This is a genomic window from Kitasatospora sp. NPDC093806 (assembly GCF_040683335.1).
In the GTDB taxonomy this organism is placed as follows: domain Bacteria; phylum Actinomycetota; class Actinomycetes; order Streptomycetales; family Streptomycetaceae; genus Kitasatospora.
The window spans coordinates 23,092-46,576 of sequence record NZ_JBFBDO010000068.1; the positions used below are offsets into that span (position 1 = coordinate 23,092).

Annotated in this window: 14 protein-coding genes and 1 pseudogene; 4 read left to right on the forward strand and 11 right to left on the reverse strand. The window is 74.0% G+C overall.

Annotation, left to right across the window (positions count from 1 at the left end; genetic code table 11):
- The first annotated feature begins 111 nt into the window (after positions 1 to 111).
- Together AB0N76_RS26670 and AB0N76_RS26675 are read left to right on the forward strand one after the other, a co-directional pair.
- Positions 112 to 1,091, forward strand: a pseudogene (locus AB0N76_RS26670) (IS5 family transposase).
- A 970-nt stretch (positions 1,092 to 2,061) separates the two neighbouring features.
- Positions 2,062 to 3,705 (forward strand): M4 family metallopeptidase, encoded by a 1,644-nt coding sequence (locus AB0N76_RS26675; RefSeq protein WP_363561114.1) that lies wholly within the window; start codon positions 2,062 to 2,064, stop codon positions 3,703 to 3,705.
- A gap of 228 nt (positions 3,706 to 3,933) precedes the next feature.
- On the opposite strand, the gene AB0N76_RS26680 is transcribed toward AB0N76_RS26675, so the two are convergent.
- On the reverse strand, positions 3,934 to 4,038 hold the full coding sequence (locus AB0N76_RS26680; protein ID WP_363561116.1) for a hypothetical protein: 105 nt from the start codon (positions 4,036 to 4,038) through the stop codon (positions 3,934 to 3,936).
- A 202-nt stretch (positions 4,039 to 4,240) separates the two neighbouring features.
- Positions 4,241 to 4,894: a GntR family transcriptional regulator gene (locus AB0N76_RS26685; protein WP_363561118.1), complete on the reverse strand. Its 654-nt coding sequence runs from the start codon at positions 4,892 to 4,894 to the stop codon at positions 4,241 to 4,243.
- 142 nt (positions 4,895 to 5,036) lie between these two features.
- Between AB0N76_RS26685 and AB0N76_RS26690 the strand changes: the two genes are divergently transcribed.
- Positions 5,037 to 6,704, forward strand: coding sequence for an L-lactate permease (locus AB0N76_RS26690; protein WP_363561120.1), 1,668 nt, complete (start codon positions 5,037 to 5,039; stop codon positions 6,702 to 6,704).
- Between the two features lie 168 nt (positions 6,705 to 6,872).
- Positions 6,873 to 8,027: a glycerate kinase gene (locus AB0N76_RS26695; protein WP_363561122.1), complete on the forward strand. Its 1,155-nt coding sequence runs from the start codon at positions 6,873 to 6,875 to the stop codon at positions 8,025 to 8,027.
- Between the two features lie 393 nt (positions 8,028 to 8,420).
- Here AB0N76_RS26695 and AB0N76_RS26700 read toward each other — a convergent pair whose 3' ends face one another.
- The 9 genes from AB0N76_RS26700 to AB0N76_RS26740 all read right to left on the reverse strand — a co-directional run.
- Complete coding sequence (locus AB0N76_RS26700; protein WP_363561124.1) at positions 8,421 to 8,744, reverse strand: hypothetical protein; 324 nt, start codon at positions 8,742 to 8,744, stop codon at positions 8,421 to 8,423.
- A 169-nt stretch (positions 8,745 to 8,913) separates the two neighbouring features.
- A complete protein-coding gene (locus AB0N76_RS26705) occupies positions 8,914 to 10,395 on the reverse strand; it encodes a pyridine nucleotide-disulfide oxidoreductase (protein WP_363561126.1) in 1,482 nt (493 codons plus the stop codon).
- A 38-nt stretch (positions 10,396 to 10,433) separates the two neighbouring features.
- A complete protein-coding gene (locus tag AB0N76_RS26710) occupies positions 10,434 to 11,783 on the reverse strand; it encodes an NAD(P)/FAD-dependent oxidoreductase (protein WP_363561128.1) in 1,350 nt (449 codons plus the stop codon).
- The gene (locus AB0N76_RS26715; protein ID WP_363561130.1) at positions 11,780 to 13,516 is read right to left on the reverse strand and encodes a prenyltransferase/squalene oxidase repeat-containing protein; all 1,737 of its coding nucleotides are present in this window, start codon (positions 13,514 to 13,516) and stop codon (positions 11,780 to 11,782) included. The genes AB0N76_RS26710 and AB0N76_RS26715 overlap by 4 nt, the downstream gene beginning before the upstream one ends.
- 59 nt (positions 13,517 to 13,575) lie before the next feature.
- Positions 13,576 to 14,661, reverse strand: coding sequence for a polyprenyl synthetase family protein (locus AB0N76_RS26720; protein WP_363561132.1), 1,086 nt, complete (start codon positions 14,659 to 14,661; stop codon positions 13,576 to 13,578).
- Positions 14,662 to 14,729: 68 nt separating this feature from the next.
- Positions 14,730 to 15,803, reverse strand: coding sequence for a prenyltransferase (locus tag AB0N76_RS26725; protein ID WP_363561134.1), 1,074 nt, complete (start codon positions 15,801 to 15,803; stop codon positions 14,730 to 14,732).
- Between the two features lie 3 nt (positions 15,804 to 15,806).
- A complete protein-coding gene (locus AB0N76_RS26730) occupies positions 15,807 to 17,060 on the reverse strand; it encodes an acyltransferase (RefSeq protein ID WP_363561136.1) in 1,254 nt (417 codons plus the stop codon).
- Between the two features lie 34 nt (positions 17,061 to 17,094).
- Complete coding sequence (gene hppD, locus AB0N76_RS26735; protein ID WP_363561138.1) at positions 17,095 to 18,243, reverse strand: 4-hydroxyphenylpyruvate dioxygenase; 1,149 nt, start codon at positions 18,241 to 18,243, stop codon at positions 17,095 to 17,097.
- Positions 18,244 to 19,132: 889 nt separating this feature from the next.
- Positions 19,133 to 23,485 (reverse strand): acyltransferase domain-containing protein (locus AB0N76_RS26740; protein WP_363561140.1); only part of this gene is annotated, 4,353 nt, incomplete at its 5' end.

Sequence of the window (23,485 nt, forward strand, 5' to 3'; positions counted from 1 at the left end):
CCCGACGCGCGCTTCGAGTTCGGCAGGCAGGTACTAGGGCCTGTGTGATGTTGCGATCAATATTCGGGTTCTACCCCTACTCCGAGGCAGAACCCGATAGGACTATTTGACGTGACGCGCAGGCAACTCACCGACGAGCAGTGGAGTTTGATCGAGCCCTATCTGCCGATCGGCAGGTTCGGGCCCTACCCCGAACGGCTTCGTGACCAGTTCGAGGGCTTGATCTGGCGGTTCCGCTCCAGCGCCCAGTGGCGGGAGATGCCCGAGGAGTTCGGCCCCTGGTCCACGGTCTTCGGGCGGTTCCGGGTCTGGCGGGACGCCGGCGTGTTCAGTGCCCTGCTCGAAGGCCTGATCGCCGGGGCCGCCCGCGAGGGGAAGACGGACCTGTCGCTGGTCAGCGTCGACTCCACGACCGTCCGGGCCCACCACGACGCCGCCGGGATGCTCGTCGACGAGGACCTCATGCAGGCCCTGGAGGAGGCCGCGCGCGAGCAGGAGACGTCCCGACAAAAGGGGGCGAGCCACCGGAACAGAACGGACCGGACGAGCGCGGACGCATCCGACGGCGACGCAAGCTCCGCTTGAAGCAGGCCCTACTCGGCAGGTCACGGGGCGGGCTGACCAGCAAGGTCCACCTCGCCGCCGACCGTCGGTGCCGCCCGCTGGCGCTCGTCCTGACCGCCGGGCAGGCCGGAGACAGCCCGCAGTTCGTCCCCGTCCTCGCCGAGGTGCGCGTGCGCCTGCCCGTCGGCCGGCCCCGCACCCGGCCCGGCGCGGTCGCCGCAGACAAGGCCTACTCGTCCCGCGCCAACCGCGCCTACCTGCGCAAACGCGGCATCAAGGCCGTCATCCCGGAGAAGAGGGACCAAGCCGCCAGCCGGAAACGGAAGGGCAGCAGGGGTGGCCGACCCGTCGACCACGACACCGACCTCTACAAGGAGCGGAACACCGTCGAACGCCTGATCAACAGACTGAAGGCCTGGCGGGGTATCGCCACCCGGTTCGACAAGAAGCCCGAGAGCTACCTCGCAGGCCTCCACCTCCGCGCCTCGATGATCTGGATAGACGACCTCGTACGACCACCCAACTGATCACAACATCACACAGGCCCTAGCCTTCGATGGTGGGTGTCATGTAGAGGCGGGCTTTGAGGCCGAGAAGGAGTTGGCGACAGCGCTCCTGATCCGCCTCGGTCCAGGCGTCGGCGAAGGTCTGTCCGGTCTCGACCTCGACCCAAGCCGACGGGCGTTGCGGGAGGGCGGCGGACGCGGCGGTGGTAGCCAGCGTCCCCGCGGCCGGCGTCGAGCCGAAGGCCGCGGCGGCAAGTCGCCTGCCGGACAGCTGACTTCTTCCTCGCCGGGCTGAACGCGACAGGGTGGGGGCGGCAGGATTCGGGGCTTTCCTCGGACAGGAACCGAGGGGCGCCGTTCGCCGCGGTGAAGCAGAGCACGTTCGTCGAGCGGATGCCAATGGCCGTGCAGCGCTGTTCTCTTCCCCTCCTGCTCCCGGCTTCCCCTGGCGGCGCTCACCTCACCGACGACACACGCCCGCCCTGCAAAATCAGACCCGGGGCCCGCTCTAGTTGATGTCCGATCGAACGGGCAAGGGGAGCTCGCTGGCGGATCCTCGCCACCCGGGCGCGCAGGGGCAAACGGAATCCTCTACACGCACGTAGAAGTCGATCGACCGCCGGGCCGCGCCGACCGCCTCGCCCCCGGGGGCGCGATCGTTCGGACATCGATGCAGGCAGCCTGCCATTGCCCGGGCCCACAGCCCGTCAGACCGTGAGCCGAATTGCCCTGATATCACTGCCGCCTGACGGGGTCTGCAAGCTGGCGAGACCTGGCCATTATTGAGCAGTACCTGTCATTTCGTGAACTTGATTGTCATGCTTCTGTCCATCCCCGGCGGCCCCGCCCCACCCCCACCCCTTGGCGGCGAGCCGCTCGACTGCACGGGGTCTCAGCACGTCAGTGCCCGTTCCGCCCCCTCAGGTGCCGACCAGGCCCACGGAACGCGGTGCGACCGCGCCGACGCGCGGTTTCCCGGAAGGACTCGTACGTGAAGCGAAAGCTCGCGGCTGTCGCCGTACTCTCGGCCACCGCCATGCTGACCGGTGTCATCCAGGTGGCCACCACCGCCGCCCAGGCCGCCCCCGCGGCTCCGTCGCCGCAGGCGCAGGCCGCCTCGCAGCACGCCGCCGCCGTCGCCGTGGCCAACGGCCAGTCCACCCCGCTCGCCAAGGCGCTCGGCCTCGGCGGCCAGGAGAAGCTGGTGGCCAAGGACGCCGTGGTGGACAAGGACGGCACCAAGCACCTGCGCTTCGAGCGCACCTACGCCGGCCTGCCGGTGATCGGCGGCGACCTGGTCGTCCACCAGAAGTCCGACGGCGCCGTGAAGTCGGTGGACAAGGCCGTCGCCGCCCGGATCGCGCTGCCCGGCCTGACCCCGAAGATCCCCGCCGACCAGGCCGCCGACCAAGCCGCCGGCGCGGTCAAGGCCACCGTCGGCATCACCGTCGACGCCGACCGGTCCCCGATCGCCGGCGTCCACCGGACCGGGACGGCCCAGCTGGTGGTCTGGGCCACCGACGGCGCCCCGCGACTGGCGTACCGGACCACCGTCGAGGGCGTGCGCGCCGACGGCACCCCGAGCCGCCAGGTGATGGTCACCGACGCGGCGACCGGCGCGGTGCTCTCCACCCACGAGAGGGTGCAGACCGCGACCGGCACCGGCAAGGGCGTCTTCGTCGGCCAGGTCCCGCTCGACACCAACCAGAACGGCTCGCAGTTCGAGCTCAAGGACACCGGCCGCGGCGGCCAGTCCACCACCGACATGCGCGGCGGGACCTCGGGCAACGGCTCGTTGTTCGCCAACACCAGCAACCGGTTCGGCGACGGCACCAACCACAACCGCGAATCCGCCGCCGTGGACGCCCAGTTCGGTGCCGCCACCACCTGGGACTTCTACAAGAACACCTTCAACCGCAGCGGCATCAGGAACGACGGCGTCGGCGCCCTCAGCCGAGTGCACTACGGCACCAACTACGCCAACGCGTACTGGGACGACGACTGCTTCTGCATGTCCTACGGCGACGGCGAGAAGAACAACGCCCCGCTGACCGAGATCGACGTGGCCGGCCACGAGATGACCCACGGCGTCACCTCCGCGACGGCCAACCTCAACTACGAGGGCGAGTCCGGCGGCCTCAACGAGGCCACCTCCGACATCATGGGCACCATGGTGGAGTGGTACGCCAACCTGCCCTCCAACCCGCCGAACTACCAGGTCGGCGAGCTCATCAACATCTTCGGCAACGGCAAGCCGCTGCGCTACATGGATCAGCCGAGCCAGGACGGCAACTCGGCCGACTACTGGTCGGCCGAGGTCGGCAACCTGGACGTCCACTTCTCGTCCGGTGTGGCGAACCACTTCTTCTACCTGCTCGCCGAGGGCAGCGGCGCGAAGACGATCAACGGGTTCAGCTACAACAGCCCGACGTACGACAACTCGACGCTGGCCGGCATCGGCCGGGACAAGGCCGCGCAGATCTGGTACAAGGCGCTGACCACGTACTTCACGTCCACCACCGACTACGCGGGGGCCCGTGCGGGCACCCTCAGCGCGGCCTCGGACCTGTACGGCGCGAACAGCGCCGAGTACAACGCCGTCGCCGCCACCTGGACCGCGGTCAACGTCAACTGACCCGGCGCCGGACCTGAACCGGGTAGGTCCCGCGTGCCGGGACCGACCCGGTTCACTCATGAACCGGCCCACCAGCCGGAGCCCGGTGAGCCGGTCGACGGGCTTGCCGCGAGGTCGCCCCCAACGGGTCGGGCGAGACCCGGTGGGGGGCGACGGGATCCGCTCAGCGACCGTTGACCCGCGCGGGTCGAGCAGTTCGGTGAGCCGTTCCTCGCCGAGGCCGGTGCGCTACCGGGCGACCTCACGGACGGTCCGCCCGCTTTCCCGGGCTTCCCGGGCGATGTCGGCGGCGGCGGCGTGACCGACCTCGGGCGCCAGCGCGGTGGCCATCATCAGACCGCGTTCCACCGCGGCCGGGCCGCGGCCGGTCGTACGGATGCCGCGCCGCCGGCGTGCACGGCCGCGTCCAGCGTGCTCTGTACCTGGAAGTGGTCGTCGGTCTCGCGCAGTTCGACGCCGAACTCCTCGGCGAGGAGCCGACAGACCCGGGCCGTGAACTCGGGGCGGGTGCGGCAGTCGGTCGGAACTCCCCCGGTCAGCCCATCCGCTCGCGCAGCCGCGCGCTCGCCCGGTCCAGGTGGACGGCGAGCGCGCGGTCCGCCCGCTCGGCGTCACCGTCGGCGATCGCGGCGAGGATCGCGTCGTGCTCGTCCGCGATCTCCGCGACGCTGAGCAGCTTGTACGTCTGCACCTGGGCCATGCACAGCCGCATCTCCGCCATGATCGACGCGTGCGAGCGGCTCAGCCGGGGGCTCTCCAGGGCGTCGACCAGCGAGCGGTGGAAGCGGACGTCCGGCTCCACCGAGGCGAGCGCCGAGTCCTGCGCCTCCGCCAGCCGACGGATCTGCGCCTGCGCCTCCCGGGCGGCCGGCGGGACGAGCCTGCGCTGCGCCAGCTCCCGTATGACCTGGCGCTCGACGCAGGTCCTGACGTAGTAGAGGTCGGCGACGTCGTCCGCGTCGAACACCGGGACCCGGGCGCTCCGGTGCGCGTCGCGCCGCAGCAGCCCTTCCCCGGTGAGCCGCTCGATGGCCGCCTTGGCCGTGGGCCGCGCCACCTCGTACCGGCCCGCGATGTCCGTCTCCACCAGGACCGTGCCGCCCGGGAGCCGCCCGTCGAGCAGTTGCTCGCGGAGCTCGCCGACCAGCGCGTCGATGAGGGACGTCGCCTGCGGGCGGGTGGCCATCATGCCTCCAGGGTGTCGATCGGCTCCGCTAAGTTACCATACGCGAACTCTTGACTGCTATGAATACTTGTCTTACAACTTTGGGAACCCCACTCCCCCACCCTCACGCTCCACGCGACAAGGTCGTCGCGTTCCAGGAGGTTCCATGTACCGCCAGGTCCTCGATCCACTGGCCGGCTCACTGCTGTGGTCCGCGCTCTGTGCGGCCCTGCCCCTGCTCACCCTGTTCGTGCTGCTCGGTGTCTTCCGGGTGAAGGCGCACCTCGCGGCGGTCGCCTCGCTGGTCCTCGCGATCGCCCTGGCCGTGCTCGTCTGGGACATGCCGGCGGGCCAAGCCCTCTCCGGCGCGGCCGAAGGCGGGTTCTACGGGCTGTTCCCGATCCTCTGGATCCTGCTGAACGCCCTGTGGATCTACAAGATGACCGAGGTCACCGGCTGGTTCGCCGTCCTGCGGCGCTCCTTCGGCAGCGTCTCGACCGACCAGCGCGTCCAGGCGATCCTGATCGCCTTCTGCTTCGGCGCGCTGATCGAGGCGCTTGCCGGGTTCGGCACCCCGGTGGCCATCACCGTGGTGATGCTGGTCGCGGTGGGCATCGCCCCGGTCAAGGCGGCGACCGTCGCCCTGGTGGCCAACACCGCGCCGGTGGCCTTCGGCAGCCTCGGAGTCCCGCTGACCACCCTGGCCGGCGTCACCGGCCTGCCGCTGCACGACCTGGGCGCGATGGCCGGGCGGCAGACCCCGCTGATCGCCGCGTTCATCCCGCTCGTCCTGGTCCTGCTGCTCGACGGGCGGCGCGGCGTCCGGGAGACCTGGCCGGTCGCCGTGGTCGCCGGCGTGGTCTTCGGGCTCGCCCAGTTCCTCTGCGCCAACTTCGGCAGCGTCGAGATCACCGACATCGTCGCGGGGATCGCCACCCTCCTCGCGGTGGTCGGCTTCCTGCGGGTCTGGCAGCCCGCGACCGTCCGGCAGGCTCCGGCCGCCGCTCCCGCGGGGCCCACCGAGGCCGCAACCGCGGCCACGACCGAGCCCGCGGCCGGGACCGCGGCCGGGACCGGCGCCGAACCCGCCCTGCGGGGCAGCGCCCTGATGGCCTTCGCCCCGTACCTGATCATCTGCGCGCTGTTCGCCCTCACCCAGGTCGGCCCGGTCAAGGACTGGCTGACCACCAACGGCACCCTGCACTTCACCTGGCCCGGCCTGCACGTCGAGACCCCCGCCGGCGCGCCCGCCTCGGCCGTCACCTTCAAGCTGGAACACCTCAAGGGCGGCGGCACCGTGCTGTTCCTGGCGGGCCTGCTGACCATGGCGCTCTACCGGATCGGGCCGCGCACCGCGGCGAAGGCGTACGGGGCGACGCTCCACCGGCTGCGCTGGACGGTGGTCACCGTCACCGCCGTGCTCGCCCTCGCCTGGGTCATGAACCTCTCCGGGCAGACCGTCAGCCTGGGCACCGCACTCGCCCAGACCGGCACCGCCTTCGCCCTGTTCTCCCCGATCGTGGGCTGGCTCGGCGTCGCCGTCACCGGCTCCGACACCTCGGCCAACTCGCTGTTCGGCGTGCTCCAGGTGACCGCCGCGCACCAGACCGGACTCGACCCGGTGCTGCTCGCCGCCGCCAACTCCAGCGGCGGTGTGCTCGGCAAGATGCTCTCCCCGCAGAACCTGGCCGTCGCAGCCGCGGCGATCGGCCTGCCCGGCAGCGAGAGCACCATCTTCCGCCGGGTGCTCGGCTGGAGCCTCGGCCTGCTCGCCGTGTTCGCCCTGATCGTCTACCTGCAGTCGACGCCGGTGCTGGGCTGGATGACCGTCTGACCGGCCCACCTCACCAACGGACGCCCGACCGGCGGCGACCTCGGTCGTCGGTCAGCGGTCGGGCGTCCCGAAGATCCGGCGCCGGCCCCGCCGATCCCGAACGGGCAGACCACCCGTCACCCACACCCCCGGCCCTCCCGGACCGCCACACATTCCCAGGGAACCACCATGTACGTTGTCTGCGCCCCCGACAAGCTGCGCGGCTCGCTCGACGCGGCCCAGGCTGCCGCCGCCCTCGCCGCAGGCGTGCGGGCGGCCGGCGGCACACCCGTGGAACACCCGCTCGCCGACGGCGGCGAGGGCTCCCGCCGCACCGTCCAGACCGCCCTCGACGGCACGGCGATGAGCGTGGACAGCATCGACGCGCTCGGCCGCCCCCTGACGGTCCCCGTCAGCTGGATCGACTGGATCGACGACAGGACCGCCGTCGTCGAGGCGGCCGAGGCGATCGGCTGGGACGCGCTCGGCAGCACCGAACCCGACGTGCTGCGCGCCTCCAGCGCCGGCCTGGCCGCCCCGCTGCTCGCGGCGGTCCGGCAGGGCGCCCGGCGGATCGTCGTCTTCCTCGGCGGCACCGCCACCATGGACGGCGGCACCGGGCTGCTCGCCTCCCTCGGCGCCCACGTCCTCGACGCGGACGGCAACCGACTGAGCGGCAGCGGCGCCGACCTCGCCCACGTCCACGCGATCGACCTCGCCCCCGCCCGCCGCCGCCTGGCCGGCGTGGACGTCCTGGTCGCGGCCGACGTGGCCAGCCCGTTGTTCGGACCGGACGGCGCCGCCCACGTCTTCGGCCCCCAGAAGGGCGCGCGAGCGGACACGGTCACGCTGCTGGACAACGGTCTCCGGCGGCTCTCGCCGCTCCTGCTCGGAGCCGGTGACGAAGAGGGCGCCGGTGCCGCCGGCGGGCTGGGTGCGGCACTGCTGGCCCTCGGCGCCGAACTGGTCCCGGGCGCGAGCCTCGTCCAGCGGCTCACCCGGTTCGACGAGCGACTCGCCGGCGCGGACCTCTGCCTCACCGCGGAGGGCAAGGTCGACGCCGGCACCGACGCGGGAAAGACCACCCGCGGCGTCGTGGACGCGTGCGCGGAAGCCGCCGTGCCCTGCGTCGTCCTCGGCGGCACGCTCAGCCCCGACGCCGACCTCCTCTACGACCGCGGGGCCGCCGCCGTCCTGCCCATCGGCCCGGGCCCCCGCGACCTCGACACCGCACTGCGCCACGCCGCCGCCGACCTCACCAGGACGGCCTACGCGGTGTGCCGACTCGCCGCCGCCGTGTCGGAAGGTGCCTCCCGTGTACCCGGCCGACCGGCCCGTGGCTGACCGCATGTCACTCTGAGCGCGGGGCAGGAGCCCGGGGCGGCTGCCCGGCGGACAGGCACCCCCGCCCGACCGCACGGCCGCGGCCACCCGCCTGGGCGAAGGGCCGGTCCTCCGGGCGCGCGTGCCGGGCCGAATCGTCCGGCTGCCTGGTGGGTACGCCGACGCAGGAGCAATCCCCGCGAGCACGGGCCGACGCCACCCGGCCCGTCCTGGGCCGATCCCGGCTGATGCCGTCAGGCTCCTGAGACCTGACCGGCCGGCGACCCGACGAGGGCCGCTCAGCGCCCACCGAAGTGAAGTGCAGGTGCGGCCGGACAGGCGGTCGGCCGTACCTGCGCGCGCGGGGCCTGGCGGACGTCCACGACCGCCAGGCCACCGGTCGATGACGCGCGTTCAGGACGGCAGGCCCGTCACGTCTTCCGCGGTGGCGTACAGGTCACACCACACGACCGAGGTGCCACCGCTCTCGACGCGGTTGCCGTAGTGGTGGTACCTGCCATAGCCCGGCTTGAAGCACGTCACGTTCGCGACGAAGGCCCCGCCCGTACACCTGATCGACGCGCCCGCATGGCCGCCGCTCCCGGAGAAGAACTGCTTGTTGCCGCAGCTCAGCGCCGTCGTGGTGGCGGAGGCCGATGTCGCCGAGATGCCGACGAAACCCGCTCCGACCATGGCCGTGGCCAAGGCGAGCGCCGCGACTCGCTTTTGCATGCTCATGTCATCTCCTGAAGTGCACGAACGGATCGATGGAGGAACACCATAGGACCGCATCCCGCCCGAAGGTAGGCGCATTCGGCAGAATGACCGGAAAGGGCCATGCCGCCAACCCGCCCCGGTCGACTCGGCCTGTTTGACGCGATGCCGTCGGTTCGGGGGGCGTTCGGGGTCAAGGGTGGGGCGAGGTGTGGTGGGGGGCTTGCGGGAGGGCGGATTGTTCGGTGGGGGTGAGGGGTGGGGCGGGGTCGGGGGTGGGGGCTGGGGTCGGGGGGTGGAGGAGGGCGCGGAGGGTGGCGGGGCGGGCGAGGGCAGTGGGGTGGGCTTTGAGGGTGCCCAGGCGGATGAGGGTGGCGAGGATGGCGTCCGCGTCGCCGCCCGTTCCGTCGGCGCGGGCGGCGGCCGCCTGGAGACGGTCGGCCAGGCGGGCTCGCAGCGTGTCGGCTCGGGTCGGGTGGGCGCCGACGACGTCCGGGTAGTGGATGTCCTGGGCGGTGGCGAGGCTCCAGGCGGCCCGTGTGCCGCGGTGGACGGCCCGTTGGATGTCGCCGGTGACGCCCGCGCGGTCCGGCCCGTGGCGTTCGAGGGTCCGGGCGAGGGCCAGGACGCCGCCCGCCGCGACGGACAGGCCGTGCCCGTACGCGGGGTTGGTGTGCGCGACGGCGTCGCCCACGACCGCGAAGCCGTCCGGCCACCGGCGGCAGCGGTCGTAGCGGCGGCGGCGGTCGGCGGTGTTGCCGTAGCGGCGTACCCGGTCGAGGGGGCGGCAGGCCGACAGCAGGTCAGCGATCAGGGGGTGCGGCAGGGCTCGGGCGTAGGCGTGGAACTCCGGCTCATCGCGCGGGAGTTCCACGCCACGGGTGCCGGAGAGGGTGACCAGCCAGCGGCCGCCCTCGATCGGGAAGATCACCCCCGCCCGCCCGGGCCCGGCGCCCGGGCCGGTCTGGATCGAGACGGAGGGGAAGCCGGCGGCGCGGTCGGGCGGGCGGACCAGCAGGGTGGCGTAGACCAGTCCGCAGTCGACGCGTTCCTCCGCGACCTCGGGCAGGCCCAGCCCGGCCAGCCAGCGCGGTGCGCGCGAGCCGCGTCCGGTGGCGTCGACCACCAGGTCCGCGGCGAGCTCGTGCCCGTCCGGCCACTCGTCGCCGCGCAGGCGGACGCCGGTGACCCGCCGGGCGTCGCCGCACAGTCCCTCGGCGTGGACGCCCGGTTCGAGCCGGACGGCGGGATCGGCGAGGACCCGCTCGCGCACGATCCAGTCCAGCAGGTCGCGGCTGAGGCACCAGCCGTGGGAGGCCTCGCGGATCCGCGGCAGCCAGCCGTGCGGACCGAGCGACAGCAGGTCGCCGGGCAGGGCGAGGCGGCGGGCGCCGGCGGCAGTGAGGGAGTCGGTGAATCCGGGCAGCAGGGCCTCCAGGCTCTCCGCGCCCGAGGCCATCAGCAGGTGCCCGTGGTGAGCCTGGGGCAGGCCGGGCCTGGCCAGCGGGCCGGCGGGGAGCCGGTCCCGGTCGACCACGACGACCTCCGCCGCGTGGCGGGCGAGCACCGAGGCGGTGAGCATGCCCGCGAAGCCCGCGCCGAGGACGACGGCGCGGCGGAGGTCCTTTCCCCGGTCCGTCCCCCGGTCCATCCCCCGGTCCGAGCGTGAGTCCATTCGTCGGCCCGTCCTCTTCTGATCGGTCGGTGCCACGGTCACGCCCAGTCGGGTACGCGCCGGGCCCGCGGATCCGGCAGGCCCAGCTGGTGCAGCCGGTCGAGCGCGGTGAACGGCCGGATCCCGAGCCCCGCCATGTTGTAGGTGGCCTGGTAGCGCAGCCGCGGGTTGCCGTCCATCCGGCGCAGCACCCGGCGTCCGATCGCCTGGCCGGGCCGGGACAGCTGGGTGATCATCCGGGTCGCGTCGTGGCTCATCCGGTCCATGTGCCGGACCCAGGCGGAACGTTCCGCCTGGTACGCCTCCAGCGCCCGGTCAGCGGCGGTCGCGGACGGGCGGGCGGCGAAGCCCCGGTCAGCGAAGCCCCGGTCGGCGAGGCACCGGGCCAGGGCCTCGGCATCGGCGATCGCGGTGTTCATGCCCTGGGCCGCCATCGGGTGGACGCAGTGCGCCGCCTCGCCGACCAGGGCGAGGCCGGGCACGGCCAGCACCGAGGCGGTGAACCGCCACAGGTTGAGCAGTTGCCTGCTCCCGAGGCTGCCCTCCAGCCGTTCTTCGAGCGGCCGCAGGGCGGGTGTCCCGTCGAGCAGTTCGCGGCACCACCGCTCCAGGTGCTCGCGGCCCGCGCCGCGCAGCGCGTCCGGGGACACCTGGGCGTAGAGCCGCATCCGCCGGCCGGGCAGCGGGTAGGCCAGCCGCAGGCCCTGGCCGGTGAGATAGGTCGTCACCTCGGGTGCCGCGGCCGGGACGCCTTCGACGTCGATGTCGAACGACAGCAGCCGGTGCGGGTACTCGGTGGACGTCGTCTCGATGCCGGCCGACCGGCGGAGCCTCGACGAGCGTCCGTCGGCGGCCACCACCAGCGGTGCGGCCAGCTCCCGGGTGCGGCCGCGCCAGGAGACGCGCACGCCCGACACCCGTCCCCCGTCCCGGATCGGCTCCTCGACCAGGGCGCCCGGCCAGGACTCGACGCCCTCCCCCAGTGACTCCCGCAGGGCCGCCAGGATCTCGGGGTAGTCGAGCGAGTACAGCTGACGGTCGTCGCCGGGGATCGTCCGGTAGTCGAAGAGCATCAGGCGCCGGCCGTGCGCGTCGCGGATCATCAGCTGTCCGAGCGGGACGGCGCCGCGCCGCAGCAGCATCGGCAGCACGCCCCAGTCGCGCAGGATCCGCACCGAACTCGGTTGCAGCACTTCGCCCTTGGCGACCGGCGCGGGCACCCGCCGCTTCTCCAGCAGGAGCACGCGCAGCCCGGCGAGGTCGAGCGCGCGGGCCGTGGCGAGCCCGGCCACGCCGGCACCGCAGACGATCGCGTCCCAGGTGTGCGGCCCGCTGCCCGGCCCGCTGCCCGGCTCGCTGTCCGGCCCGCTGCCCGGTTCCGTGCTCATCGCGGGCCCCCCTCGCGCGCGCAGGCCGCCAGGGCGGAGAGGGCCAGCCCCTGGGCCATCAGGAAGTCGCTGTAGTGCACGTGGTCGCGGATGTAGACGCAGGTCTGGCCGGGCTGCCAGCTGCCGTCCGGCCGCTGGTGCTCCAGCAGCCAGTCGGCGCCGCGCAGCGCCGGGGCGCGCTCCCCGCAGGCCGCCAGCGCGAGGACCGCGCGGCCGGTCTCGTCCACCGTGCCGGGTTCCCCCGGATCGCCGGTGGACCAGGAGCCGTCCGGGAGCTGCGCGGCGCGCAGCCGGTCGAGGGCGCGCCGGGCGGCCGGGCTCGCGGCCCGGTCGAGCCTGGCCAGCAGCCGGAGCACGGCGGCGGTGGCCGGGACGACGCCCCGGTGCCACAGTGCCTGGAAGCCGCCGTCCGGGCGCTGTCGGCGCAGCAGCCACCGCAGTCCTCGGGCCAGCCGGGGGTCGTCGGCGGGCAGGCCGCCGTCGAGCAGGACGAGCAGCGCCTTCGCGGTGATGTACGGGCAGGGGCCGTCCAGCGGGACCAGGGTGTTGCGGACGAAGGTGCTCCAGGAGCCGCGCCGGTCCTGCCGCGCGAGCAGCCAGTCCAGGCCGCGGCGCAGCGCGGGGGCGTCGCGGTCGCCCTGCAGCAGCACCTCGAGGACGGCGAGCGAGTCGAGGACGTTCGGCCAGCCCTTGGTCCCGGACCAGGTCCAGCCGCCGGGCGGGCAGTCGTAGAGGGGGGAGGGCCTCTTCTGCTGGCAGTCGGCCAGCCAGTCCCTGGTCCGTGCGAGCCGGGGGTCGTCGGCGAAGCCGGCCGCGCCCAGGGCCGCGGCGGCGAAGGCCGGGCCGGTGACCTCGACCCGGGCGGTCTCCATGCCGTGGATCATGCACCAGGAACCGTCGGGCTGGACGGTGTCGCGCAGGTACCGGAGCCCGGCGGCGACCAGCCCCGGTTCCGGCCGGACCCGGTCAGGGTCGGGGCCGGCCAGGGCCGTGACGACCAGGCCGGTGAGCCAGGGGTCGCCGCCGTACGAGCCGACGTTGCCCTCCTGCCGCTGCACCTCGCCCAGCAGCCGGATCGCCGCCGGGCGCGCGGCGGCGAGCGCGCCGCGCGCGAGCGGGCCCGGAGCGCCGAGGCGTGACTGCAGCAGGGCCAGGGCGATGAAGGGGGGCGACAGGTAGGACAGCACCTTGCGGCGCAGCGGCGCGGGCAGGAGCACGATCTCGACCGGGACGCGGCGCAGTCGCGCGGCGCCGCCGAGGCCGGCCAGGGCCAGCACCAGGGAGCACAGTTGCCGCACGGTGTCGTCCTCGACGGCCTCGACGCCGCCCGCCGCACCGAGCCAGCGGAGCGCACCGGACACGGCGTCGGCGGCCCGGCCCGCGTCGTCCGGGTCGTGTGGCGGCACCAGGCGGAGCGCGGCCGCCGCCATGCAGGTGGCCACGACGTCGGACGGGGAGCCCTCCAGGGTGCCCCAGCCGTGGTCGGGGTTGCGGACGCGCAGCAGCCAGGTGCAGCCGCGTGCGGCCAGCGCGTGGTCCGTGCCGGTGCCCGCGAGGTGCAGGGCGAGGGCGGCGGCCGCGGTGCCGGAGATCGCGGCGGGGCGGGGGTTGGTCCAGGAGCCCGTGGGCAGCTGGGTGGTGAGCAGCAGGCCGGTGCTCGCCGTGACCGCGCCTTCGAGCCGGGCCTGCCGGTCGAAGCCGTCGTGGGTGTGCTGGTTCGGCTGGAGGGACATCTACGCTCCGCGGGGGTGGTGGGGTGGCCGGACTCCGGTGGGGGTGACGGGCCGGCGCGTCAGGTCACGCGGGCGACGCAGGAGTCGGCGAGTGCGGTGTACTGCGCCCGGACCTCGGCGGGCATCGGCACCAGGTCGAGGAGGTCGTGCGCCCGGGCCAGGGCCAGTTCGGCCTCGCGTTCGCAGGCCCGTCGGCCGCCGCACTCCTCGATCAGGTCGGCGGCCTTCAGCAGCGCCGTCTCGGAGCCGCCCTCGGCAGCGCCCTCGTCGCCCACCGACTGACGATCGGCCAGCAGGTCCGCCAGCTGGTCGGCGGCGGATTCGGAGGCGGCCAGCGCCGCGATCACGGGCAGGCTCTTCTTGCGTTCGCGCAGATCACCGCGCACGGGCTTGCCGGTGACGGCCGGGTCGCCCCAGATCCCCAGGATGTCGTCGACGCACTGGAAGGCCAGCCCCAGCTGTCCCCCCGCCTCGGCCAGGGTGCGGGCCAGCGGCTCGTCGGCCCCGCCGAGCACCGCGCCGATCGCGCTCGCGCCGGCCAGCAGGGCGCCGGTCTTGCCCATCGCCATGGCCCGGTACTCGGCCACGGTGACCGTCCCGGGGCCGGACCACGGGCGGGCGGCGAACTGGATGTCCCGGGCCTGGCCGTCCACCAGCTCGCGCAGTGCCAGCGTGAGATGGCCGGCGGCGACCTGGCCGAGCGGTCCTCCCCCGGCCAGCAGCACGTCGAACGCGAGGACCTGTAACGCGTCGCCCGCCAGGATCGCCCCCGGGACGCCGTACTCCTTCCAGGCCGTCGGACGGCGCCGGCGCTCCTCGTCGCCGTCCATGATGTCGTCGTGGATCAGGCTGAAGTTGTGGACCAGTTCGACCGCGGCCGCGCCGGGCAGCGCGGCCTCCGCCGGCGCTCCGACGGCCTCCGCGGCCAGGAGCGCGAGTGCGGGCCGGACGGCCTTGCCCGAGTCGGACTCGGCCGGTGAGCCGTCGGCCCGGCACCAGCCGAGGTGGTAGGAGCTGATCAGGGCCATCCAGGGTTCCAGCCGGGAGACCGCCTCGCGCAGCAGTGGTTCGGTGAGTGCCCGGGCTCGTCTCGTGGTGAGCGCGGCCAACGTGTGCGGGGTCGGAGTGTGCGCGATCGTCGTCATGGCGGACCCTTTCTCCTGTCGCGGTGGTCGGCTTGGTGGTGGGCGTGGTTCCTCGGAGGTGGGGCCGGTCAGGCGGGGCGGCGGAGGACGTTGCCGCGGACGGCTCCGGTCAGCCACACCAGGAAGGACGCGAGCGTCACCCCGTAGACGGCCAGCCAGCCGCCGGGCACGCCGCGGTCGGTGTCCATCGCGCCGGCCAGCAGGCCGAGCGTGATCGCGCAGGCGGTGAGCGGCATGTGCATGGAGGCCCAGAAGGTCACGGCGTTCGCCTTCGCGGGCACCCGCAGGGCGCCGGTGAGCAGCCGGTGGGAGACCCAGACCGCGACCGGCGAGGTCACGACGACGGCGACCGCGCCGGCCGGCGGGACGACGTCCAGTGCCCAGAGCGTCGGCATCCCGGCGAGGACGACGACCTGGCCGCCGACGAAGAGCCGGATCAGGGCCGGAGCGCCGAGGTTGACCGCGAGGGTGTGCTTGCCGGTCTGCCGGTCGCCTTCGATGTCGGCGAGGTTCATCACGGACATCCGGAGGAACTGCAGCGCGCAGACCACGCCGGCGTAGACGAGGTCCGCCCGGGTCACCGAGCCGGACTGGAGCGTGCAGGCGAGCAGCGGCCCCAGCCCGTACAGCACCAGCGCGCAGGCCAGCTCGCCCAGGGCGTGGTAGTTCAGCCGCAGCGGCGGGGCCGTGTAGAACCAGGAGAGGGTGACGATCGCGGCGGCCATGAGCCGGGTGGCCGTCGTCGGCATGACGGCGATCAGGACGATGGAGACGAAGAGCAGCACGAAGGCCGTGGAGAGGCTGACCACCGGGCGCAGCAGGCCGCTCACCAGCACCCGGCTGCCGCCGGTCCAGGAGGTCGGCGAGGCGTTGGCCCGGTCGGCGTCGAGGTCGAAGTACTCGTTGCAGTAGTGCGTCATCAGGTGCGTGCACCAGGCGAAGAGCATGGTGAGGACGAACCAGCCGGGCCGGAAGGCGTGGCCGTCGTGCACCGACATGCTGACCCCGAGGCCGACCACCATCATGCTCTGGACCAGGAACTTGGGTCTGCCCAGCCGGACGAAGGCGCGCACCCGGTCGGCGCGCGGCAGTGCGGGCGCGGCCGCCGGGACCGGGGCGGCGAATCCTGTGCTGCTGTTCATGCGTCAGCTCCCTGTTCTTCCGGGCACCGGGACCGCTGCGCGGCGTGCCTCTTCGGGGGGTGGGGGCGGGTTCGACGGAGCCGGTCCGCGCGGGCGGGCGAAGCGGCGCATCGCGGGGAGTTCGACGTAGCGGTGGAGCAGGCGGGCCGCGAGGAGGGCCAGGGCGAGGAACAGCGCGGTCGCGGCCATCGCGGCGGGCGTGGACCAGCGGCCGCCGCCCAGCGCCCAGTGGGTGATCATGACGACCGGCCAGTGCACCACGTAGAAGGCGAACGACGCCTCGCCGAGGCGGACCAGCGCCGGGCGGCGCAGCCAGGACCGCCGGCCGTCGCGGTCCGCGGCGGCGGCCGAGAGGATCAGGCCGCACACGGGCACGATCGTCGCGGCGGCCGGCAGGAAGGCGAACGGCAGCGTGGCCAGCGCCGTCCCCAGGGCGAGCAGCAGCGCCACCCCGGACAGCGCCATGCCGGGCGCGACCCCCCGGCCCGCGCGGACGATCCGCGCCAGCAGCATGCCGAGGACGAACTCCGGCAGCCGGCCGAGCGGGAAGAAGTAGGGGATCCAGAACTGCCACTGGGAGACCCCGACGTCCGGGACGGTGCGGCCGCCGTGGAACAGCGAGGCGGTCAGGGCCACCAGCCACACCGCCAGTACCGCCGCCCCGGCGGCCGGCCACAGCCGCTCCGGGCGGATCCTCCGCAGCCGGGGCAGGAGGACGGGGAAGAGGAGGTAGCAGAACACCTCGACGGCCAGCGACCAGGTGACGATGTTCAGGCCCGCGGTGAATCCGGGGTCGGGCAGCCACGCGTGGACGAGCGGCAGGCTGGCAAGCGCGGGCAGCCAGGGGAAGGCGCCGCCCGGCCCGCCCGTGACGGCGGAGCCGGTCGCGAGGACGAACACCAGGAGCAGCGCCCACACCAGTAGGTGGTTGGGGTAGACCTTGGCGGCCCGGCGGCGCCAGAACGCGCGGGCGGGCTCGGCTTCGCGGGCGGACCAGGTGAGCACGAATCCGCTCAGCACGAAGAACACCGAGACGCCCACCATGCCCAGGGGCAGGACGGCCTTGACAGCCTGCTCGGTCCGGTCGTCGCGGAAGACACCCGCGACGTACCAGGCGTGGGTGAAGAACACCGCGAGTGCGCAGAGGAACCGCAGCCCGGTGAGGGAGGGGTACCGTTCCGTCCGCGCCTGCGTCTGCGTCTGCGTCTGCGTCTGCACCTGCTTGCCTGCCTGATGCTCCGACCGTTCGTCGGACACGGGTCGTCTCCCTTCCACGTCGGGGTGTGGCGGCTCAGAGGTTGCCGCGGCGCTCCTGCTCGCGCTCGATGGCCTCGAACAGGGCCTTGAAGTTGCCCTTGCCGAAGCCCTGGGAGCCGTGGCGCTCGATCAGTTCGAAGAACACCGTCGGCCGGTCCTGCACGGGCTTGGTGAAGATCTGCAGCAGGTGGCCGTCCTCGTCGCGGTCGGCGAGGATCCTGAGCTCGCGCAGTTCGTCGACGGCCGCCCGGGTCTCGCCGATCCACGTACCGACCGTGTCGTAGTAGCTGTCCGGCGTGTCCAGGAACTCCACTCCCCTGGCCCGCAGTTCGCGCACGGCGGCGACGATGTCGCCGGTCGCCAGGGCGATGTGCTGGACGCCCGGCCCGCCGTAGAACCTCAGGTACTCGTCGATCTGGGACGTCTTCCGGCCGACGGCCGGCTCGTTGAGCGGGAACTTCACGGCCAGCGTGCTGTCGGCGACGACCTTGGACATCAGCGCGGAGTACTCGGTGGCGATGTCGTCCCCGATGAACTCCTTCATGTTGGTGAAGCCCATGACCCGGCGGTAGAAAGCCACCCACTCGTCCATCCGGCCCAGTTCGACGTTGCCCACGCAGTGGTCGATCCCGGTCAGCAGGGGCCGCGGGGGGACGGGCAGCAGCGGCTCGCGGTGCGCGTAGCCGGGCAGGTAGGGGCCGGTGTAGCCGGTCCGCTCGACGAGGCTGTGCCGGGTGTCCCCGTAGGTGGCGATCGCGGCGGTCCGCACCACCCCGTACTCGTCGGCCGCCTCGCGGGGCCCGGCCAGGCTGGTCGCGCCCCGTGCCACCGCGAGGTCATGGGCGCGCCGGGCATCGGGGACGGCGATGGCCACGTCGATCACACCGTCGCCGTGGCGGGCGACGTGGTCGGCGAGGAAGGCGGCCTCCGGGCCGGCCGCCCGCACCACCGAGGTGAAGACGAACCGGACGTCTCCGGAGACCAGGACGTAGGACGCCGTCTCCGGCCAGCCGGTCTCCGGGCCCCGGTAGGCGACGAGGCGCATGCCGAACGCGGCGGAGTAGTAGTGCGCGGCCTGCTTGGCGTTCCCGACCGCGAACTCGACGGCGTCGACGCCCAGGACCGGAAACGCCTCGGCGGGCGAGGCCGGCTCGGCGGAGACCGGCCGTTCCGTCGCAGGCATGACAAGATCCGTCATCAGAGTTCCCTTCGTGGATGCCCCCGGCTGCGGCCCGGGGAGGAGCGAAGTGCGCATGGCGGAGCGAAGTGCGCGCGGCGGGGCCGGGATGCCCGGACCGGCGCCGCGGCGGCACGGCCGTCACCACCGGGTGGGCACGGGGCAGCCGGGCACCGCCGGCGCGACCCCGGGGCGGACGGGCTTCGGTTCCGGACTGTGGCGATCGCCCGCCGGACCCGATCGCGGGCACACGGACGGACGCCCCCTCACACCACCGCGGGTCGGAGCGCCACCGGCACCGAGGGAGCGTCAGAGGACGGGCATCGACGGCGTCCCGCCGACCGGCGTCCTGTCGACCGGCGTCCGTACGCGCCAAGGCGCCTGCCGGCGGTCACCCCCGGAGGGGATCAGGCAGGAGGGAGGCCAGGCCGGCGCGCGGCATTCAGAACCGCGCGCGCCGGGAATTCCTGCACAGCGAATTCAGGGCCCGCTGCAGGACCAGGTGAAAAGCGGTGCGGGCCGACAAATTGCGCCCACCGGCCGGATAAGCGTTCAGAAAGAAGATTTCCCATAGGTCTGCATCTCCCCGTGTGTACGCATTGCCCGAATAGGCGATGAGGCCTTTTTCGGAACCCGCAGCCTGGGGGCAGACCCGACTCCTTCGCCCCCCGCGACGAGCTCACCCTACCCCAGCCCCGGTCGATCTCCCAGCAAGTCTCGGACAGACTTTGTGCAGGCGCAACAATTCATCGAAAGCGGGTGTTGACGGTCCGGTTCCGCAAATTCCGGCACCGCATAAACGGCCCCGTGGCACTTTCCGGATTGCAAGCGGCAAACCGAACGGGGGCTCCCCGGCGGCGAACGCCGCCGGGGAGCCCCCGGGAGAGAACCGGCGTCAGGCGCCGAGTTCGGTGGTCAGCCAGTCGTGCACGGCGACGGCGCAGTCCTCCGAGTACTCCTCCAGCATGCTGAAGTGGTGGCCCGGGACGGTCAGCGCCTCGTGCGGCAGCGGCCAGGAGGAGCGCCACTCCTCCGTCTCGCCGGCCTCCGCCGACGGGTGCCGCAGCGGGTCCTGCGCCCGCACCAGCAGCGTCGGGACGGGAACGGTCTCCGGCTGCCACTCGGCGAACACGTCGAAGTAGCCGCCCATCGCACTGAACCGGGTGTCGTCGATGCTCCCGAACACGTCGCCGCGGTCCAGCATGGTGTCGATGAACCCGTACTGGATCGAGGCCGGCGGCGGGCTGTCCGGTGCGTAGGTGTCGAGCAGCACCAGGGCCGCCGGCCGCGCACCGCCCCGCTCCAGCCGGCGCGCCACCGCGGCGGCCGTCCAGCCCCCGGACGAGTGGCCGAGCAGCACGAACGGCCGGTCACCGAACCGACGCTCGATCACCAGGGCCTGCTGCTCGACGATCGTCTCCAGATCGGCGGGCAGCAGCTCGCCCTTCACGAAGCCGGGCAGCGGGAGCGAGAGCACCTCGCGCCGGCCGGCCAGCGGCGCGGAGAAGCGCGCGTACTGGTACGGGCTGGACAGCGCGCCCAGGGTGGGGAAGCAGACGATCGCCGCACCGGCCGGACCCGACGCCAGCGTCACCGGCTCCGACACCCGGGCGACCGCCGCCGGATCCTCGAACTTCTCCCTGATCCTGGCGGCCGCGATCAGCAGATCGAGACCGTGCTCCAGCTTGGCCCGCTCGTAGGCCTGCGTGAACATCGAGGCGAGGAAGTCGTCGGAGGCCGGAGCCGGCGCGACGGCCCCGGCACCCGGCGAACCGGCCCGCAGCTCCCCGGCCGCCGCCTCCCCCGGACCGGCCGGGACCCCGGCGGCGAGTTCCCCGCACAGGCCCCGGACCAGCGCCTCGGGGGTCGCGTAGTCGAACACCAGGGTCGACGGCAGGCGCAGGCCCGTCGCGTCGTTCAGCCGGTTCCGCAGCTCCACGGCCGTGAGCGAGTCGAAGCCCTGCTCGATGAAGCCCTTCTCCGGCCGGACGGCGGCCGCGGCACCGTGGCCGAGCACCGCGGCGGCCTGGCCGCAGACGATCTCGGTCAGCACCGGCGGCCACTCGTGCTCCGGCAGACCGGCCAGCCGCCGCCCGAGGTCCTCCCGCGTCTCCGCGGTCCCGGCCGACGCGGTGCGGCGCACCGTCGCCCGCACCAGGCCCCGCAGCAGCGCGGGAACCGGACCGGTGTGGTCCGACGCCCCCCGGCTCCCGACCCGCGGCCGCACGGCCAGCACGGCCGGCAGCCCGCTGTCGAGCGCCGCGCCCAGCCCCCCGGGCCGACCGGAGTCGCTCAGCCAGGCCGACCACGGCCCGGGCAGCGACCGGTCGGTCCCGGCCTCCTCGGCCCACGCCTCCCGGCCCAGCACCGTGGCCGCACCGCCCGCGGCCCTGCGCCGGTGGGCGAGCGCCTCCAGGAACGCGCCGGCCGCACCGGCGCCGGCCCGGTCGGGCTCGCCGAGCACACCCGCCGGGGAGGCGCACAGGACGAAGGCCGCCACCCCGGCTCCACGGGTCAGCAGATCCACGTTCTCGGCCGCGACCAGCCGCGCCCGCAGGTGCTGCCGCGCCTCCTCGTCGGCCTGGTCGGCGGCCGCTCCGGCCGCCTCCGCTCCCGGCAGGTGGACCACCGCGGTCAGCGGGCGGTCGGCGGGGACGTCCCGCAGCAGCCGGTCCAGCGCCGCACGGTCGGTGAGGTCGCAGACCACGCGGCTCAGCCGTACCTCCGCGCCGTCGATGTCGCCCTCGGAGCCACCGTCGAGGTCGCCGTAGGAGCCGCCGTCGAGGTCGCCCGCGTCGGAGACCGTCAGGAGCAGGTGCCGAGCGCCGTGGACGTCCACCAGCTCCCTGACCACCTCCTGACCGACCGCCCCATCGGCGTTGGTGACCAGCACCGTGCCCTCGGACAGCGGCGCGGGCGCCGTGGCCCCGGCCTCCCGCCCCTGCACGCGGACGAGCCGCGCCGCGAGCACCGTCCCCGCGCGGACCGCGAGGTGCGGCTCGTCCGTGATCCGCAGGGCGGCCGCGGCGGCCGCAGCGGCCTCGTCGAACGGACCGTCGGGCAGGTCGAGGATGCCGAACCGTCCGGCGTCCCCTGCCTGCGCCGACCTGACGAGCCCGGCCACCGCCGCTCCCACCGGGTCCGCCGCACGGTCGGCCGGGTCGACGGTCACCGCGCCACGCGTGACGAACACCAGCCGCGCACCGGCGAGCCGCTCGTCGGCGAGCCCGGCCCGGACCGCCTCGGCCGCCCAGCGCACAGCCGCCACCGCGGCGTCCGCGATCGGGGCGCCCACGACGTTGGCGTCCGCGTCCGGGGCGTCCGCGTCCGCCGGGGCCGGAGCGCCCACGGCGAGGCCGGCCGCGGCGAGTTCCGCCGCGGTGGGCACCGGGATCAGGACGACCTCCGGCACCCGACCGCCCGAGGCCAGCAGACCGCCGAGCGCGTCGAAATCGGGCACGACCAGCGCCCCGGCAGCAGGCCGGTCGTCGGCGGCCGCGTCCACGGCCGCCGCGAGCCGCACGGCCCCGGTGCCGCCGACCGCCACCCAGGACGGGGCCGCGGTCGCTTCCGGCACCGACACCGACACCCAGGCGGGTTCGAGCAGCGACCGCTGCCCCGTGCCGCCGACGGCGGCGAGCCGGTCGGCCCGGACCGGCCGCAGCGCGAGCGAGCGGACGGCCGCCAGCGACCGGCCCGCCCCGTCCGCGACGGCCAGGGACAGCGTGTCCGGCCCGGTCGGGGTCAGCCGGACCCGAAGGGCCGTCGCACCGACCGCCTCCAGCGAGACGCCGCTCCAGGAGAACGGCAGCCCCCGGTGGCCTTCCCCGCCGTCCGCCGCCGGCAGCGACACCGACTGCAGCGCGGCCTCCAGGAGCGCCGGGTGCAGGCCGAACGACGCGGCCTGCGGGGCGACCTGCTCCGGCAGCACCACCTCGGCGAACACCGTGTCGCCGAGGCGCCAGGCGGCCCTCAGGCCCTGGAACGCCGGCCCGTAGGCGAAGCCCGACCCGGCGAGCCGCTCGTAGCACCCGTCGAGGTCGACGGCCTCGGCCCCGGCGGGCGGCCACTGCGTCAGATCGGTCCCGGTGACCGGGCCGTCCGCCGCCAGCACACCGCTCGCGTGCCGGGTCCACGGCTCCTCCACGGCGCCCTCCGGTCGCGCGTGGATCGCCACGCCGCGCCGGCCGGCGGCGTCCGGCTCCGCCACCAGGACCTGCAGGCGAACCCCGGCGCCCTTCTCCAGCACCAGCGGTGCCTCCAGCGTCAGCTCCTCGACGAAGGAGGCGCCCACCTGGTCACCGGCGCGGACGGCGAGCTCCAGGAATCCGGCCGAGGGCAGCACGACGGCGCCCAGCACGGTGTGGTCGGCCAGCCACGGGTGCGTAGCGAGGGAGAGCCGGCCGGTGAACAGGACCTCGTCGCTGTCCGCGACCTCGATCGCCGCGCCGAGCAGCGGGTGCGCGGCGGTCTCCAGGCCCAGCCCGGTCGCGTCCTTGACGCCCGTCCCGGACACCTCCGGCCAGTAGCGGCGGCGCTGGAAGGCGTAGGTCGGCAGGTCGATCCGGCGAGCGCCGGTGCCCTGGAACACGGTCTCCCAGGTGACGGGGGTTCCCGCCGCGTGCAGACGGGCCAGCGCCTCGACGGCCGTACGAGCCTGGTCACGGTCACGGCGCAGGGACGGGACCACGGCGCGGGCCGGGCCGTCCTGCGGCAGGCACTCGGCCACCATCCCGGACAGCACGGCGTCGGGGCCGACCTCCAGGAACACGCCGGTGCCGAGGTCGAGCATGGTGGTCACGGCGTCGGCGAAGCGCACCGACTGACGGACCTGGCGGACCCAGTAAGCGGGGTCCGTCCACAGCTCCGTCTCCACCCGGCCCGTCACGGTCGACACCAGGGGAACGGTCGGCTCTTCGAAGCGCAGGCCCGAGACGACCGTGTTGAACTCCTCCAGCATCAGGTCCATCAGACCCGAGTGGAACGCGTGGCTGACCGTCAGACGACGAGTACGGAAGCCCCGCTCCGCCGCAGCCGCGGCCACGGCGAGGACCTGCTCCTCGTGTCCGGAGAGGACGAGGGACGACGGGCCGTTCACGGCCGCCACCCACACACCCTCGGTACCGTCCAGCAGCTCCCGCACCTCAGCCTCAGGAGCCCCGACGGCCACCATCGCGCCGCCCTCGGGCAGCGCCTCCATCAGCCGACCGCGCGCCACGACCAGCGTGCAGGCGTCCGCGAGGGACAG